Below are 16,397 nucleotides of genomic sequence, written 5' to 3'. Positions count from 1 at the left end.
TCCGGTTCACGAGGGCGAGTTCGCGATCATGGCGGAGATTTCTGCTTCCGCCGCCTTCGCGCCGTCGACCAGCGCTTCACAGGCGAAACGCCAGATGGTGCCGCGCTGCTTCAGTTTCTTCACACGAATCTCGAGCCGGTCTCCCGGCACGACCGGCCTGCGGAACTTCGCATTGTCGATGGTCATAAAATAGACGATCGCCGGCGTGTCCGAGCCGCGGTTGCGGATGCAGATGGCGCCCGCCGTCTGCGCCATTGCCTCGACGATGAGAACGCCCGGCATCACCGGCTGGCCGGGAAAATGGCCCTGGAAATGCGGCTCGTTGATGGTGACGTTCTTGATGCCGGTCGCCGAGCTGTCGCCGTCGATGTCGACGATCCTGTCGACGAGGAGGAAGGGATAGCGATGCGGCAGAAGCTTCATGACGCCGATGATGTCGATCGCTTCCATGGTCGTGGGAGCAGCGTCAGCCATTGTCCTCTTTCCTCGCCTTGGACTTCGCGAGCCTCGTCAGCGTCGCCACCTCGCGCATCGCCTGGCCTATCGGCTTTGCCGGGTAGCCGGCCCAGATCTCGCGCGCCGGGACGTCATGCATGAAGCCGCTGCGCGCCGCAAGCTGCGCGCCGCTGCCGATCGTCAGATGATCGGCGATGCCCACCCCGCCCGCCACCATGACGTTGTCGCCGATGGTGACCGAACCGGATACGCCTGACAGTCCGGCGATCACGCAATTGCGGCCTACGCGGACGTTGTGGGCGATCTGAACGAGGTTGTCGATCTTGGTGTTCTCGCCGATCACCGTGTCGCCGAGCGCGCCGCGATCGATGGCCGAGTTGGCGCCGACCTCGACATTGTCCTGGATGATGACGCGGCCGATCTGCGGAATCCGCTCCGGGCCGGACTTTCCGAACGCAAAGCCGAAACCGTCCTGCCCGATCTTGGCTCCCGCATGGATGACCACGCGGTCGCCGATCAGTGCGTACTGGACGACGGCATTAGGACCGACATAGGAGTTGCGGCCGATCTTGCAGCCTTTGCCGATCACTGCGTTCGGAGCGACGATGGTGCCGGCGCCGATCTCGACATCGCCGGCCACGACCGCACCGGCCTCCACCACCACGCCGTCCTCCAGCCGGGCGGAGTGGTCGACATGGGCGCCGGACGAAACGCCGGTCTCACCGGTCATCGTCCCGGGCGAAGCGGCGTCGGGATAAAGCAGCCGGCCAACCATGGCGAATGCATATTGCGGGCGGGGGCTGACCAGAACGGCGATGCCGGCTGGAACCCGGTCCGCGACATCGGGCGTACAAAGCACGGCGGTTGCGGACAGGCCGTCCATCAGGGCCGCGTTGCGCTTGCCCTCGACAAACACCAACGCCCCATCGCCGCCCGCAGATGCGGCGGCGACGGATTCAATCTGGACATTGGCGAGATCGGCGGTCCTGATCTCGGCGCCCGTAAGGACCGCAATCTCAGCCGCCGAGTAGCGCCGCGCCGGCACGAAGAATTCGGTAACGGACATGCAGGCCTTCAGATCCGGACGCTCACGCCCGGAACGATCATTTCACTTACCAGCGCGTCGAGATGCCGAAATTGAAGTTCTGCACCTGGTCGTTCTCTTCCTTGACCACGGGGAAGGCATAGTCGACACGCAGCGGACCGAAAGGCGAGGCCCAGATCAAGCTGGCGCCGACCGAAGCACGCCAATCCATTCCGGCGCCAGCGACTTCCGATACGACGCTGCTGGAAATGCTGTTGCCGTAAAGTGTCGCCGCATCGGCAAAGACCGCGCCACGCAAGCCGAAGCTCTCAGGAATCACCGGAACCGGGAACTGCGCTTCAAGCGTGGCGTTGAAATACGTCGTGCCGCCGAGATGGTCCTTGTCACTGGTCGTCGGGTCGTATGGGCCGATGCCGTTATACTCGAAGCCGCGGATCATGCGATCGTTGCTCTGGAACTGATCGAAGATGCGCAGGTTCGATTCGCTCCCGTAGCCGGCGATGTAGCCGCCGCCGGCCAGCGCCATGCCAACGATGTCGTATTCTTCCGACAGCGTCTTGTAATACGAAGCCCGAGTGGTGAACTTCACATATTTGGCGTCGCCGCCGAGACCCGCAAACTCCGCCACCGCAGTGGCGTAGATACCGGAATGCGGGCTCTTCATGTCGTCAATGGTGTTATAGATCAACGACTGCGAGACAGACGATTTGTTCCAGGGGCTATCCTCCGCGCCCTGAATGATCGCGTTCGATATACCGCATGGGTTATTGTCCACGGGCGGGCCGGCGTCCGGCTCGCAATTGTCATCGAGCTCGTACTTCTCCTGCTGGAAAGTATAAGCCGTCAGCGTGCTCAACGCCTGGGTGATGGGCAAGCCGAAGCGGACGGTCGCACCGGTCGTCTCGGTGTCGTAGTTGTCATAGTTGCGCGTGTTCCGGAAAATGTCGAAACCGGCCGCAATACGGCGCCCAAGGAAATAGGGCTCGGTGAAGGAGAAGGTGAAGTCGCGCGACTTCTCTCCGACGCCCGCTGCGAAACGAATGAACTGGCCGCGGCCAAGGAAATTCCGTTCCGTGATCGAACCTTCGATGGACGGCCCGGGAGAATCGCCGCCCGTCGTGTACCCGGCGCCGATCGACAGTTCGCCCGTCGACTTCTCGACCACATCGACGACCAGGATGACCTGATCCGGCTCCGAGCCGGGCGCGGTGGAAACATCGACGCGCTCGAAGAAATTGAGCGCTTCCAGCCGCCGCTTCGTGCGCTGGATGAGAACCTGGTTGAAGGCGTCGCCCTCGCTGATATCGAACTCGCGGCGGATGACGTAGTCGCGGGTGCGCGCATTGCCCCGAATCTCGATGCGCTCGACATAGGTACGCGGACCCTGGTCGATGGCGTAGGTCACCGAGATCGTGTGATTCTCGAAGTTGCGGTCGCCGCGCGGCGTCACCTGGGCGAAGGCGTACCCTTGGCCGGCAACCCTTTCGGTCAGCGCGATGATCGTGTCCTCGACGTTCTTCGCATTGTAGACGTCGCCGGCGTGCGTCTCGATCACCGACTGAAGCTGCTCGGTGTTCACATCCGCAATGGTGCTGTCGACGGTAACGTCGCCGAAGGTGTAGCGGTCACCCTCCTCCACCGTGATGGTGATCGTATACTGGTTCGACGCCTCGTCGAGTTCGCCATAGGCAGACACGACGCGGAAATCCGCATAGCCGCGATTGTAGTAGAACCTGCGCAGCAACTCCTCGTCGGCGCGAAGGCGCTCCTCGTCATAGATGTCGTCGCGCATCAGGAACGACAGGAAGTTCGAGCGCTTGGTGGCGATGACGTCGGACAGGCGGCGGTCGCCGAAGGCATTGTTGCCGACAAAATTGATGGCGGCGATCTTGGTGCGATCGCCTTCCTGGATGTTGAAGACCACGTTGACGCGGTTGTCGCCGAGGTCGATGACCTGGGTGGTGACCGTCGCATCATCGCGACCGACACGGCGATAGGCATCACGGACTGCCTGGGCATCAGCCTCCAGCGTTGCATCCGAGAACGTGCCGCGCGGCTTCAACTGGACCGCGCCGGCAAGCGGCGCGTCCTTGATCTTCTTGTTGCCCTGGAAAAGGACCTGATTGACGATCCGGTATTCCGACACCTCGACGACGAGGGTCGACCCGACCTGGTTGATGCGAACATCTGAGAACAGGCCCGTCGCGAACAGGCGCTTCACCGCCTCGTCGATGTCGCCGCTGGAGAAGGACCTGCCGGGCACGATGCCGGTCTGGCTGCGGATCGTATCCGCCTCGACGCGCTGATTGCCGCGCACCTCGATGCTGCTGACGACGGCCGCCTCGGCAGCCGAGATCGTCGCCAACTGCACGACGACGGCGCTTGGAGCGGCTATCGCCGCTGAAAGGGCTATCGCCGACGCGGCGCCCAGAAACTTCGATACTGCCTTCATTGGGCTCAAATTACCTTTTTCTCGTAGTCCCCACGGCGAGAAAACCGGACGTCGCGGACATTTTCACTTACGGTATTAACCGGATTTTCCCTATACGCAAGGCTTCTGGTTAACCGCCGTTTACTTCGCAGCCCGGCGTGACATTGGTGTCACGCCATTTGGTCGTCATGGTAAATGATGCTGTAACGTCCTGCGGCATAAGTCACATTCCGTTGTGAAATCAGCACCCGAACAGGTCGTTCCAGAACACGAACACCATGAAGCCGAGCACGATGAACATTCCCGTCCGGTACACCGCCTCCATCATCCGTTCGGACGCCGGGCGGCGGAACACGGCCTCGTAAGCGTAGAAGGCGAGATGCCCGCCGTCCAGCGGGGGAATCGGCAGGAGGTTCAGGATGCCGATTCCCACCGAGAGAAGCGCAACGAGCTGCACCAACCATTCGAAGCCCGCCTTGGCCGCCTTCCCCGCCATCTCCGCGATGCGGATCGGTCCGCCAAGCTGGCATTTGTCCTCACGGCCAACGACAAATCGTTTTAAAAATTGACCGGTGCGAACGATGATGTGGCCGGTTTCATCCACCGCTTCCAGCAACGCGCCGCCCGGACTGTAGGCAATATGCCGCGGCTGTCCGAACTCCTCGTTGTTGACCACGCCGATCGCACCGATCTTCACGGCGTTGCCCAGCGCGTCCTTTTGCTCCAGCAGTTCGGGCGTCGCGGTCAGCGTCATCTCCGCGCCATCGCGCAGGATCGTGAAGGTGATGGAATCGCCTGCCCGGCCGGAAACCAGCCTTTGCACATCGGCGAAGGTGGTGACCGGCGTGCCGTCCACGGAAACGAAGCGGTCGCCCGGCATGAAGCCGGCCTTTTGGGCCGGACTGTCGGCCCTGACCTCGGCAACCATCGGCTCGACGACATAGCGGCCGTAGGCGGCAAACAGAACCGTGAAGACGGCGATCGTCAGCAGGAAATTGAACGCAGGCCCCGCGAACACCGTGAGCGCGCGCTTCCAGACGGGCTGGGTGTGGAACGCGATCTTGCGCTGTTCCGGCGACAGGCTCTTCTCGACGTCCGGGTCGGGCGTGCTGGTGACGCTCATGTCGCCGACGAATTTGACATAACCGCCGAGCGGGATGGCGCAGAGCTTCCAGCGCGTGCCGCGGCGGTCGTTGAAGCCGACTAGTTCGGGGCCGAAGCCGATCGAGAACGCCTGCACGCCGATGCCGCACCAGCGGCCGACGAGGTAGTGCCCCATCTCGTGCACGAACACGACCACGGTGAGCACGAAAAGGAACGGCACGATGGTGCCGAGGATGAACCCTTGCGTGCCAAAGACGGCCGACAGAATCTCGTTCAATTCATATCCTCGTTACGACGAAACGGTCGCGTCTGCAGCGCTAGGGCGCGATGGCGGCGAATCGAAGGCTTTTCCACGACGCCGCCGGATAGCCCGACACCGGTCATCCGGCAAACAACGCCAGCGCCGGCCGATCGGCATCGCCGAGCGCCCAACCGATCAGGTAGAGGGTGAAGGCAGCCGCCACAAGCCCGTCGACGCGGTCCATCACGCCGCCGTGACCGGGAATGAGCCAGCCCGAATCCTTTACGCCATGCCGGCGCTTGACCCAGGATTCGAACAGGTCGCCCGCCTGGGAGACGGCGGAAAGCAGCGCGGCGACGGCGGCAAGCAGCCAAAGGTCCGCAAGTCCGGCGGCGGCGCCCAGGATCACGCCGGCAATCACGCCCGCGGCCAATCCGCTCAGCGCGCCGCTCTGCGTCTTTCCCGGCGAAATCGACGGCGCCAGCTTCGGGCCGCCGACGGCGCGCCCGACAAAATAGGCAAAGATGTCGGTCGCCCAGACAACGGCGAACAGGAACAGGATGGCGATCAGCCCGGCCTTGTCGTCGCCGCGCAAGAGGGCCACCGACGTACCCGCCAAACCGGCATAGGCAATGCCAGCGGCGGTCCAATATCCCTGTCCCCTGATGTGGTCGACGACCGCGAACGCCAGTGCCAGAATCAGCATCGGCCCGAGAACGACCACGGCAGGTTGGCCCATCACGAGCGCGACCAGCCCCATCGCAAGCCCCAGGCCCGCTGCGCGCTGGATTGCCGCGCTGCCGGTTGCGCGGGACATCGTGCACCATTCGTAGAAGATCGCCGCTGCTATGGCCGCCGCCAGCACCCGGAACGGCAATCCGCCGAACCAGGTAACAACCAGCACGACGGCGGCGAGAATCACCGCAGACACGATCCTCAATTGAAGATTGCTCATCCGCGCTCCGGTCAGGCGCTGGACGAGACGACGTCGCGCTCGATGCGGCCGCCGAAGCGCCGCTCGCGCACGCTGAATTGCCGCAGCGCGTCCTCGAACTGTTCGGGCGTGAAATCCGGCCAGAAGCAGGGAAGGAAGATCAATTCGCTGTAGGCAGCCTGCCAGAGCAGGAAATTGGAAAGCCGCATCTCGCCGCTGGTGCGAATCACCAGGTCCGGATCGGGGATGCCGCTGGTGTCGAGCGCATCGGAAATGGTCTCCGGCGTGATCGAAGCGGGGGCGATGCGCCCGGCCTCGACGTCGGCGCCGATCTTGCGCATCGCCCGTACGATCTCGTCGCGGCCGCCATAGTTGAAGGCGATGACGAGATTGAGAGCGCGATTGCCGACCGTGAGCGATTCGGCCTCGTCGAGCAGCCCCCTGATGTCGGGCTGCAGGTCCTCGCGCTCGCCGATCACCCGCACCCGGACGCCCGAACGATGCAGTTCCGCCAGATCGCGGCGGATGAACAGTTTGAGCAGGCCGAGCAGGTCGCTGACCTCGGATTGCGGCCGCGACCAGTTCTCGGAGGAGAAGGCGTAGACGGTGAGCCAGGCGATGCCGAGCTTCGACGCCGTCTTCACCGATTGCCGCAGCGCCTCGACCCCTGCCCGATGGCCGGCGAGCCTGGGCAGGCCCCTCGCCTTCGCCCAGCGGCCGTTGCCGTCCATGATGATCGCGACATGCGCGGGCGTGGTCATCGGCCTGGCGCCTCAGACCTGCATGATCTCGGCTTCCTTGCCGGCAAGCATGCTGTCGATGGTGGAGATGGTGTCGTCCGTCATCTTCTGGACGCGCTCCGACTGCTTGCGGTGCTCGTCCTCGCCGATGTCGCCGTCCTTCTCCGCCTTCTTCAGGTGGTCCATGCCGTCGCGGCGCACATGGCGCGCGGCAACGCGGGCGCCTTCGGCATATTCATGCGCCTTCTTGACCAGGTCCTTGCGGCGCTGCTCGTTGAGTTCCGGCAGCGGGATGCGCAGCGTGGTGCCGTCCATGATCGGGTTGAAGCCGAGATTGGATTCGCGGATGGCGCGGTCGACCGCGTTGACCATCGACTTGTCCCAGACCGATACCGAGATCATGCGCGCCTCTGGGATCGATATCGTCGCCACCTGCGACACCGGCATGGTCGTGCCGTAGGCCGACACCATGATCGGGTCGAGCAGGTTGGAGGACGCGCGCCCGGTGCGCAATGAAGCCAGATCGGACTTGAAGGCCGAGATGGCTCCGTCCATGCGGCGCTGGATGTCGGTGAAGTTTGCCCCATTCGTCATCGTTTCACTCCTTGATCCACAGTCGACATGCAGGTTTCAATCGGCAACGACGGTGCAATGGCCGCCGCCATTGAGGATTGCGCCGAAGCCGCCTTTTTCGTGGATCGAATACACAATTATCGGGATGTTGTTTTCGCGCGCAAGCGCAATTGCCGCCGTATCCATGATCGCCAGGCCCTTGCGGATGACTTCTCCATGGCTGATGCGCTCAAAACGCGTGGCGGTCGGGTCCTTGTTGGGGTCGGCGGAATAGACGCCGTCGACCTGCGTGCCCTTGAACAGCGCATCGGCGCCGATCTCGGCGGCACGCAGGGCCGCCGCCGAATCGGTGGTGAAGAACGGATTGCCGGTGCCGCCTGCGAAGATCACCACCTTGCCGGCGTCCATGTAGGCGGTGGCCTGGCGCTGCGAGAAACTCTCGCACAGTTCCGGCATGGCGATGGCCGAAAGCACCACCGCGTCGACGCCGATCTTGACCAGCGAGGTGCGCAGCGCCAGCGAGTTGATGACGGTGGCCAGCATGCCCATGTGGTCGCCGGTGACGCGGTCGCCGCCCTTGGACGCCACCGCGACGCCGCGAAAGATGTTGCCGCCGCCGATCACCACGCCGACCTCGACGCCGAGCGCGCGGGCCTCGGCGATATCGGACGCGATCCGGTCCACGACGGACACGTCGATGCCGAAATGCTGCTCGCCCATCAGTGCCTCGCCGGAGGCCTTCAGCAGGACGCGTTTATAGGGAGGCTTGGCCATCGAGCTCCTCGAAATGTTCGCAAAACCGGCCGCCGCTGCCGGAAACTCTGTCGCTGGCGCCCGTAATCCGAGCTGAGACCGGACACGGATTCCCGATACACGAAGGGCGCCGCGATGTCACGCGACGCCCCTTGCTGAAAGTCGACAGCCTTCGGGAAGGCTTACTTCTTGACGGCGGCCGCAACCTCGGCGGCAAAGTCCGACTTGTCCTTCTCGATGCCTTCGCCGAGCGCAAAACGCACGAAGGCGGAGATCTTGGCCGGCGCGCCGATGTCCTTCTCCGCATCCTTCAGCGCCTTCTCGACCGTCACGTCGGGATTGATGACGAAGGCCTGCTTGAGGAGCACGACCTCCTCGTAGAACTTGCGCAGGCGGCCTTCCACCATCTTCTCGATGATGGCCTCCGGCTTGCCGGATTCGCGGGCCTGCTCGGTGAAGATCGCCTTCTCACGGGCGACCGCGGCCGGATCGACCTCTTCCGCCGTCAGCGCCAGCGGGCTTGTGGCCGCGACGTGCATGGCGACCTGGCGGCCGAAGGCGCGCGCCGCGTCGGCATTGCCGGTCGTCTCGATCGCGACCAGCACGCCGAGCTTGCCGAGGCCGTCGGCGACCGCGTTATGGACATAGGTCGCGACGGTGCCATGCTCGACCGTCAGCTTGGCGGCGCGACGGAAGCTCATGTTCTCGCCGATCGTGCCGACCGCATCCTTGATGGTCTCGGCGACCGACTTGTCCGAATGCGGATATTTTGCATTGGACACGGCGTCGTGGTCCGGACCGAAGGCCAGCGCCACCTTGGCGACGTTGCTGACGATCTCCTGGAAGGCGGCGTTGCGGGCGACGAAGTCGGTCTCCGAATTCACCTCGACCACGACGGCCTCGCGCAGCCCCGAATCGATGCCGATCAGGCCTTCGGCGGCGGTCCGCCCGGCCTTCTTGTCGGCCCGCGAAATGCCCTTGGCGCGCAGCCAGTCGACCGCCGCCTGCATGTCGCCATTGGTCTCGGCAAGGGCTGCCTTGCAATCCATCATGCCCGCGCCGGTGATCTCGCGGAGCTCCTTAACCTGTGCTGCAGTAATGCTCATCTTCGCCTCTTTGCTTCTTAAAATGCGCTGGCGCACCATCGGATTATCGACGATGCGCCTGACGCCGGCACGACAAGCGTGCCCATTTCAATCGGGACGGGCCTGAAAGAGCCCGAAGACGGTTCAGGCCTGGGCGGCAGAGTCGTCGGCCGGGGCCGCCTCGACAGCAATCTCGTCCAGAGCCGGCTCGACCGGGGCCTCGACGGAAGCGCCGATGTCGACGCCGAACGAGCCCTGCTGGCGGGCGATGCCGTCGATCGCCGCCTTGGCGATGAGGTCGCAATAGAGTTGGATGGCGCGCGCCGCGTCGTCATTGCCCGGGATCGGGAAGTCGATCTTGTCCGGATCGCAGTTCGAATCGATGATGGCGACGACCGGAATGCCCAGGCGCTTGGCCTCCAAAATGGCGATCGCTTCCTTGTTGGTGTCGATCACGAACATCAGGTCCGGCGTCGAGCCCATGTCCTTGATGCCGCCCAGCGCCTTGTCGAGCTTCTCGCGCTCCCGCTGCAGGTTCAGCAGTTCCTTCTTGGTGAGGCCGCTGCCGCCGCCGGAAAGCAGCTCGTCGAGCTTGCGCAGGCGCTGGATCGAATTCGAGATCGTCTTCCAGTTGGTCAGCATGCCGCCGAGCCAGCGGGAATTGACATAATACTGGGCCGAACGCTGCGCGGCGTCGGCGACGATATCGGCCGCCTGGCGCTTGGTGCCGACGAACAGCACGCGGCCGCCGCGCGACACGACGTCGGAGACCTGCTTCAGCGCCTGGTGCAGCAGCGGTACCGTTTGGCTGAGGTCGATGACATGGATGTTGTTGCGGACGCCGAAGATGTACGGCGCCATTTTCGGGTTCCAGCGGTGGGTCTGGTGGCCGAAGTGAATGCCAGCTTCCAAAAGCTGGCGCATGCTGAAATCAGGCAGAGCCATTCTAAGTTCCTTTCCGGTTAGCCTCCACGGACACAGGCGAGAGAAAGGATTTTCGCTCGCCACCGGAGGTTTCAGCCGGATTTCTCCCGGGCAGACACCAAAGTCCGTGTGTGGAATGGCGCGGCATATAGAGGGGCTTCTTGGGAAATGCAAGCGCGGCGGGATTTTTGCCAGGGCTTGGAACTCGGGTTAACGCGCTTTCTCTGTTGCGGAATGACTGATTCCATGGGTGCTTCCTTGATTCGGAGCATCGCATGTCCGTCGCGATCCTTGAGGGTTTCGAAAAATCCCGCCTGAAGTCGCTTCTTGATTATTTTGGCGACATTGAAGACCCGCGCGAGCCATGGCGCGTGGCTCACCCGCTGCCAGAGGTCCTATTTCTTGTGGTCTGCGGCACCATCTGCGACTGCGAGGACTACGATCTGATCGCCGACTGGGGTGCGGCGCATCTGGATTTCCTGCGTCGCTACCTGCCCTATCATCACGGCGTGCCGGGTGGCCGCTGGCTGACCATCCTCATGAACCGTATCGATCCGGCCCTGTTCTCGGAATGCTTCACGGCATGGGTGCGCGAGACCTGGCCCGACAAGCCCGACTTCATCGCCATCGACGGCAAGACCTCGCGCCGCAGCCACGACCGCAGCATCGGCCGCGCGCCGCTGCATCTGGTCTCCGCCTTCGCCACCACGCAGCGCCTGGTGCTCGGCCAGGAGGCGGTCTGCGACAAGTCGAACGAAACCACCGCCATTCCGGTGCTTCTGGAGCGGTTGGCAGCAAATGACGGCCTCAAAGGCGCGCTGGTGTCGATCGATGCCATCGCCACCAATGCCACCATCGCCACGGCGGTCCGCGATGCCGGGGCCGACTATCTGCTCGCCGTCAAGGCCAACCAGCCAACGCTGCGCCGCGACATCGAACGCTATTTCAACGACGCGCCCGATGAAACGCTCGACAACTCCCACGACCTCGACAAAGGCCACGGCCGCATCGAGGAACGCTCCGTCACCGTCTCACGCGAGACCGATTGGCTTTCCGGAGACAGACGCTTCCCCGGCGAACTGCGCCTGCCAGGCGCGACGACCATCATTCGTGTCAGTTCGCGCGCCGAACTCAAGGACAGGTGCCGCTTCGAGACCCGTTACTATATCTCTTCGGCCACGCTCTCCGCCGAGCGGGCCGCGCACGCCGTGCGTGGCCACTGGTTGGTGGAGAACGCCCTGCACTGGACCCTCGACGTCGTCTTCAAGGACGACCAGTCGAGGTTGCGCAAGGGCCATGGCGCACACAACATGGCCATTGTCCGTCACTTCGCCATCAACCTCGTCAGAGCCATGAAGGACAACAGAGCCATCAAGCGCCGCCGCAAGGTCGCGGGATGGGACGCAGACTACCTCGCCTCTATCCTCGGCCACCTAACCCGTTAACCCGGATTCGAAGCCCTGGATTTTTGCGGCCAGCACACCGCCAGATAATGTACCGACCTGTTCGGTATGCCGGCAAGTTCTCGGTAGAAGTCAATTCGCCCGCCAGGCTGCCAAAGAGTTTGGCACCTTTGCCATCCGGAGTCGGCGGCGGTTTCTCGAAGGCAATACGGATCGCGGCACGGGGCGGAAAATTCCGCGCCGGCCATCGATGCCTCGCCTTCGCATCCGCCCCGGTCGGATGCGCGTCATGACGTGTTCGGGCGCTCCAGTGCGTACACGGCCAGCGCATGGGCGTGCGCCAGGATCTCGTCGACCTCACGGACTCTTCGGGGATGGTCGGCGGATGGATCGTAGCGCGACAGCCGGCAGCCGGGCGGGCGCCCGCGCCGCAGCGGCGAGATGCGCCGGGATCGGCCAGCGGCGGAACCACCCTGCGAAAGCGTGGCGTCGCGCCTAGCCTGCCAGCGGGCGAAACGCTTTGCCTGTCCCGGCAGGTCGTCCAGCGCGCGGCCCAACGCCTCCAGCCGCGCGCCCAGCCGAGCGGCGTCGATCGGATCGTCGGGCGACGGCGGGGGAGGCAGAGGGCTGAGCCGTGCGTTGAAGTCAAGCCACGAAATGCGCGGGGCGGCGTGGGCGGGCAAATGGGGGCGGTGGACGCGGAACGGTCGATGCAGCGGATCGAGCAGCGGCAGGCTCCATGTGCGAGCGGTGGGCCAGAGACGTTTCTTCGGCCCCATCGGCATGAAGGCGCGAGGCCCTCGCCGGATCGCGGGGTCAGGTTTCGGTTTTCTCGGGCGCGGCAAGGCCACCACAATGCCGCGCGCCGCCGCGATGATCAGCCGCCGCGTCGCGGCTTCGGCCGGACGCAAGAGCCGCAAGATGGCGCGGTAGAGGTGGCGGGGCAAGATAAGTGCCGGGTCAGATGCCGGGGACGGCTCCCTTTTTTCCGCCTGCACCTGCTTCCGGATTGCTCCGTCCTTCTGCGAAGAGAAAACAAACCGTCCCGAAGCGCCCATCTCGGCCATGCCCACGAGCATGACGAGGATGCGCTTCAGCGCCTCCCAGTTCCGCTCGATCGCCACGCTCCCGTCCATCTCCGCCTCCTCCGGCGATAGCGGCCGGCCCGACGAGTATGAGCCAAGTTTTCGCGCGGGGATGAAAATCGTGTTCGTCCGCGTTTTGCGCACCGGACGACAGAAGACGGGATCAGCAAAAACAATAACTTGGCGGCACACGTCGGCGGACGTCCAAGAAACTTTTCCGGCAGGGAGAAAATTCCATCCCCTTTTCGGGCTGAAATCCGGGAAATTCCGGGGACAGTTTTACCCAGCCTACTCGGAAACCCGAAAAGCGCGGCGTGGGGGCTTGTCCTACCCGATGATTCGAAACTGCTCGGGCCTGACGATGTGGAAATTGTCGTTGACGATTTCGCGGAAGGATTTCCAGTTTTTCGGCAGGGTGGTCTTGAAGAACCGCATGATGGCTTCGGCGAAGGTTCGGAAGTTGGGGTAATAGCGATTGTGGGTGACATGCTCGTGCATGAGCTTCCACAATCGCTCGATGGCGTTGAGGTTGGGAGCGTAGGCGGGCAGGAAATGCAGGCGGATGCGGCATCCGGGCCGCGCCAGCCAGGCCTTGACGGCTTTGCCGCGATGGATCGGCGCCCGGTCGAGGATGAGGTGGATCAGCCGCCTGCCGGGATTGTGCCGCTCCAGCCTTTCCATCAGGTCGATCGTCGTGCCCGTCGACATCTTCAGCGTCTCGATCAGTTCGAGATCGAAGGTTTCCAGGTTGAGCGCGCCCATCAGGTTCATGCGCTCGCGGCCCTTGCCCTTTTTGACGGCCAGCCTGTCGCCGCGCCGGATCCAGCCATGGGCGGGCCGGCTCTGGTATTCGGGGTGCACGGCGTCGCCGAAATAGACGACCTCGTCGGGGAGAAGCCGGGTGAGCAGCGTCTCGTAGGCGGCCACGAAGGCCTCCTGCACCGCCGCGTCAGCCTTGGCCGGCAGCCCCTTGGGCTTGCGGTAGTCGAAGCCCAGCCGGTGCAGCAGCTTGATCATCCCCGGCTTGGAATAGACGATGCCGTAGCGCTGTTCGACATGCGCCCGCACCGCCGCCGTGCTCAAAAACAGCTGGGCCGACAGCGTCTCGGCCAGTTCGGCTTCCTGGCGGCGCGACAGCTTGCCCGCGCTGCCCTTCCAGCCGAAGGCGCGCAACGCCGCCGCCCCGTCCGTCGTGAACGCCTTGTGCCAGCCGCGAACCGTATCGTCGTCGAGGTACAGCGCACGAGCCACGTCCTCGCAGGTCCAGCCGTCGTCAAGCAGCAGGATGGCGTTGCAGCGACGCGCCACACCGTGCTTCTCGCTCGCACGGCGCACCACCGCCTCAAGATGGTCACGCCCTTCCCCGCTCAGAAATCCGCCTCGAATCATGCCACGACAAGAATCAACCCGGGAAACGCCGTCACCCTCTTCTTCGGGTATCCAGAGAGTCAGGGTATTACTGAATTCCGCCGGCTTCAGCCTCGAAGCGCCGCGTCTTTCTGCGGAATTAAGGAAACTGTCCCCTGATTTCAGGCCGACGCGCGCGCCTCGGCCAGCGCCTTGAGGTCGGCGGGCTTCAACTCGACCGATTCACCGCAACCGCAGGCCGAACTCTGGTTCGGATTGCGGAAGGTGAAACCAGTCCTGAGCGTCGTGGTCTCGAAATCCATCTCGGTGCCGAGCAGGAAGAGTGCGGCCTCCGGCGCCACATAGACATGCGCGCCGTCCCGCTCGACATGGTCGTCGCCGGGCTTCGGCTCGGTCACGAGGTCGACCGTATATTCCATGCCGGCGCATCCGCCCTTCTTGATGCCAAGGCGGATGCCTTTTGCGCTGTCGCGCGTGTCGACGATCTCGCGCACGCGGATGGCGGCCTTGTCGGTCAAGGATATGACGGCGAAACGTCCCATTTCTTTCTCCCACTCGCGGCAGGTTCAAGGCCTGCGGAATGATCTTAGCCTTAAGATGGTGAATGATGCGCTGCAAGGCAAGGTGACAATGAATTCAAGCGTTCGAACGGCAAGGGGAGAATAATCCTGCCTCCAAGGGGTCGATTTTCATGCCTTCGCCCGCACCACAAATCGTCCGCAAGTCCATAAATCAACAGCACAAACAGAAAGGGCGGCCCAAAGGCCGCCCCTGATAGTCAGGTCAACGTCGCGAAAACGTCGCGCGCTATTCCTTGATCGACACGACGACGCCGGCGCCGACGGTGCGGCCGCCTTCGCGGATGGCGAAGCGCAGCTTCTCCTCCATGGCGATCGGCACGATCAGCTCGACGTCGACCGTCACATTGTCGCCCGGCATCACCATCTCGGTGCCCTCGGCGAGCGTCACGATGCCGGTCACGTCCGTCGTGCGGAAGTAGAACTGCGGACGGTAGTTGGTGAAGAACGGCGTGTGGCGGCCGCCCTCTTCCTTGGTCAGGATGTAGGCCTCGGCCACGAACTTCTTGTGCGGCTTCACCGTGCCCGGCTTGGCCAGGACCTGGCCGCGCTCGACACCTTCACGATCCACGCCGCGCAGCAGCGCGCCGATGTTGTCGCCCGCCTGGCCCTGGTCCAGAAGCTTGCGGAACATCTCGACGCCGGTGCAGGTGGTCTTGGCCGTCGGGCGGATGCCGACGATCTCGAGCTCCTCGCCGACCTTGACGATGCCGCGCTCGACGCGGCCGGTCACAACCGTGCCGCGGCCAGAGATCGAGAACACGTCCTCGATCGGCATCAGGAACGGCTGGTCGATCGGACGCTCGGGCGTCGGGATGTAGCGGTCGACCTCGGCCATCAGCTTGCGGATCGCGTCCTCGCCGATCTCTTTGTTGCTGTCCTCAAGGGCAGCCAGAGCCGAGCCGGGAACGATCGGAATGTCGTCGCCGGGGAACTCGTTCTTCGACAGAAGCTCGCGAACCTCGAGCTCGACCAGCTCCAGCAGCTCGGCGTCGTCGACCTGGTCGACCTTGTTAAGAAATACAACAATGGAGGGCACGCCGACCTGGCGGGCGAGAAGAATGTGCTCGCGGGTCTGCGGCATCGGGCCGTCGGCGGCCGAAACCACCAGGATCGCGCCGTCCATCTGCGCCGCACCGGTGATCATGTTCTTCACATAGTCGGCGTGGCCGGGGCAGTCGACATGGGCGTAGTGGCGGGCCGGCGTCTCGTATTCGACGTGGGCCGTCGAGATGGTAATGCCGCGCGCCTTCTCTTCGGGCGCCGCGTCGATCTGGTCGTAGCGCTTGTATTCGCCGAAATACTTGGTGATCGCTGCCGTCAACGACGTCTTGCCATGGTCGACATGGCCGATCGTACCAATGTTCACATGCGGCTTGTTCCGCTCAAATTTGCTCTTGGCCATCCTGCTCTTTCCTGGGCGTCAGCTATGAGGGTCTGCTTTAGTGGGGCCGATTAGCGACAACAGCACGAAAAGACAAGGGGTTTTCACCCGCCTGCCCGGCAATGCCATGCCATCCGGCGATCCCGTGGGAAGCCCGTTAGATAGGATTTTTGGCCGCACGCACAAGGCGGCTGATGAAGCAGGGGAACGCCGGCGGAAAGGCGCCCTGCAAGCAGGCGCCATCCGGCGTATGCCGCGGCCGCCAAGGGGACGCGCCGAGGCGGGAAAGACCC

At 63.8% G+C, this 16,397-nt stretch carries 15 protein-coding genes; 1 reads left to right on the top strand and 14 read right to left on the bottom strand.

All coding sequences use genetic code 11. The features are described from left to right. Positions 1–6: 6 nt before the first annotated feature. The 10 genes from fabZ to rpsB form a co-directional block, all read right to left on the bottom strand. Entirely contained in the window at positions 7–474 is a 468-nt protein-coding gene (gene fabZ, locus ACSBOB_RS18075) for a 3-hydroxyacyl-ACP dehydratase FabZ (RefSeq protein WP_442577487.1), read from the bottom strand. After that, positions 467–1,522: a UDP-3-O-(3-hydroxymyristoyl)glucosamine N-acyltransferase gene (lpxD, locus tag ACSBOB_RS18070; RefSeq protein WP_442577486.1), complete on the bottom strand. Its 1,056-nt coding sequence runs from the start codon at positions 1,520–1,522 to the stop codon at positions 467–469. Before lpxD ends, fabZ begins: the two co-directional genes overlap by 8 nt. Positions 1,523–1,568: 46 nt before the next feature. Continuing rightward, positions 1,569–3,953, bottom strand: coding sequence for an outer membrane protein assembly factor BamA (gene bamA / locus ACSBOB_RS18065; RefSeq protein ID WP_442577485.1), 2,385 nt, complete (start codon positions 3,951–3,953; stop codon positions 1,569–1,571). A gap of 220 nt (positions 3,954–4,173) precedes the next feature. Continuing rightward, entirely contained in the window at positions 4,174–5,313 is a 1,140-nt protein-coding gene (rseP, locus tag ACSBOB_RS18060) for an RIP metalloprotease RseP (protein ID WP_442577484.1), read from the bottom strand. Positions 5,314–5,416: 103 nt separating this feature from the next. Continuing rightward, positions 5,417–6,232, bottom strand: coding sequence for a phosphatidate cytidylyltransferase (locus tag ACSBOB_RS18055; protein WP_442577483.1), 816 nt, complete (start codon positions 6,230–6,232; stop codon positions 5,417–5,419). Between the two features lie 11 nt (positions 6,233–6,243). After that, positions 6,244–6,972 carry an isoprenyl transferase gene (locus ACSBOB_RS18050; RefSeq protein ID WP_442577482.1) on the bottom strand — a complete coding sequence of 243 codons (729 nt, stop codon included), beginning with the start codon at positions 6,970–6,972 and terminating at the stop codon, positions 6,244–6,246. A 12-nt stretch (positions 6,973–6,984) separates the two neighbouring features. After that, the gene (frr, locus tag ACSBOB_RS18045) at positions 6,985–7,545 is read right to left on the bottom strand and encodes a ribosome recycling factor (protein ID WP_442577481.1); all 561 of its coding nucleotides are present in this window, start codon (positions 7,543–7,545) and stop codon (positions 6,985–6,987) included. Between the two features lie 36 nt (positions 7,546–7,581). Then, positions 7,582–8,298 carry a UMP kinase gene (pyrH, locus tag ACSBOB_RS18040; protein ID WP_442577480.1) on the bottom strand — a complete coding sequence of 239 codons (717 nt, stop codon included), beginning with the start codon at positions 8,296–8,298 and terminating at the stop codon, positions 7,582–7,584. A gap of 161 nt (positions 8,299–8,459) precedes the next feature. Beyond that, a complete protein-coding gene (gene tsf, locus ACSBOB_RS18035; RefSeq protein ID WP_442577479.1) occupies positions 8,460–9,383 on the bottom strand; it encodes a translation elongation factor Ts in 924 nt (307 codons plus the stop codon). Between the two features lie 123 nt (positions 9,384–9,506). Next, on the bottom strand, positions 9,507–10,307 hold the full coding sequence (rpsB, locus tag ACSBOB_RS18030) for a 30S ribosomal protein S2 (protein ID WP_442577478.1): 801 nt from the start codon (positions 10,305–10,307) through the stop codon (positions 9,507–9,509). 254 nt (positions 10,308–10,561) lie between these two features. Between rpsB and ACSBOB_RS18025 the strand changes: the two genes are divergently transcribed. Next, the gene (locus tag ACSBOB_RS18025; RefSeq protein WP_442577477.1) at positions 10,562–11,731 is read left to right on the top strand and encodes an ISAs1 family transposase; all 1,170 of its coding nucleotides are present in this window, start codon (positions 10,562–10,564) and stop codon (positions 11,729–11,731) included. Positions 11,732–11,976: 245 nt separating this feature from the next. Here ACSBOB_RS18025 and ACSBOB_RS18020 read toward each other — a convergent pair whose 3' ends face one another. The 4 genes from ACSBOB_RS18020 to tuf form a co-directional block, all read right to left on the bottom strand. Next, entirely contained in the window at positions 11,977–12,825 is an 849-nt protein-coding gene (locus ACSBOB_RS18020) for a hypothetical protein (RefSeq protein WP_442577476.1), read from the bottom strand. Between the two features lie 276 nt (positions 12,826–13,101). Continuing rightward, a complete protein-coding gene (locus ACSBOB_RS18015) occupies positions 13,102–14,109 on the bottom strand; it encodes an IS630 family transposase (RefSeq protein WP_442577475.1) in 1,008 nt (335 codons plus the stop codon). A gap of 194 nt (positions 14,110–14,303) precedes the next feature. Beyond that, positions 14,304–14,684, bottom strand: coding sequence for a Fe-S cluster assembly scaffold SufA (sufA, locus tag ACSBOB_RS18010; protein WP_442577474.1), 381 nt, complete (start codon positions 14,682–14,684; stop codon positions 14,304–14,306). A 265-nt stretch (positions 14,685–14,949) separates the two neighbouring features. After that, positions 14,950–16,125 carry an elongation factor Tu gene (tuf, locus tag ACSBOB_RS18005; RefSeq protein WP_442577473.1) on the bottom strand — a complete coding sequence of 392 codons (1,176 nt, stop codon included), beginning with the start codon at positions 16,123–16,125 and terminating at the stop codon, positions 14,950–14,952. Positions 16,126–16,397 lie beyond the last annotated feature (272 nt).

Origin of the sequence: Mesorhizobium sp. KACC 23794, assembly GCF_052180275.1 — a bacterium.
Taxonomy (GTDB): domain Bacteria; phylum Pseudomonadota; class Alphaproteobacteria; order Rhizobiales; family Rhizobiaceae; genus Kumtagia.
The sequence above is the reverse complement of the archived record's forward strand: the minus strand, read 5'-3'. Positions and strand labels throughout refer to the sequence as shown.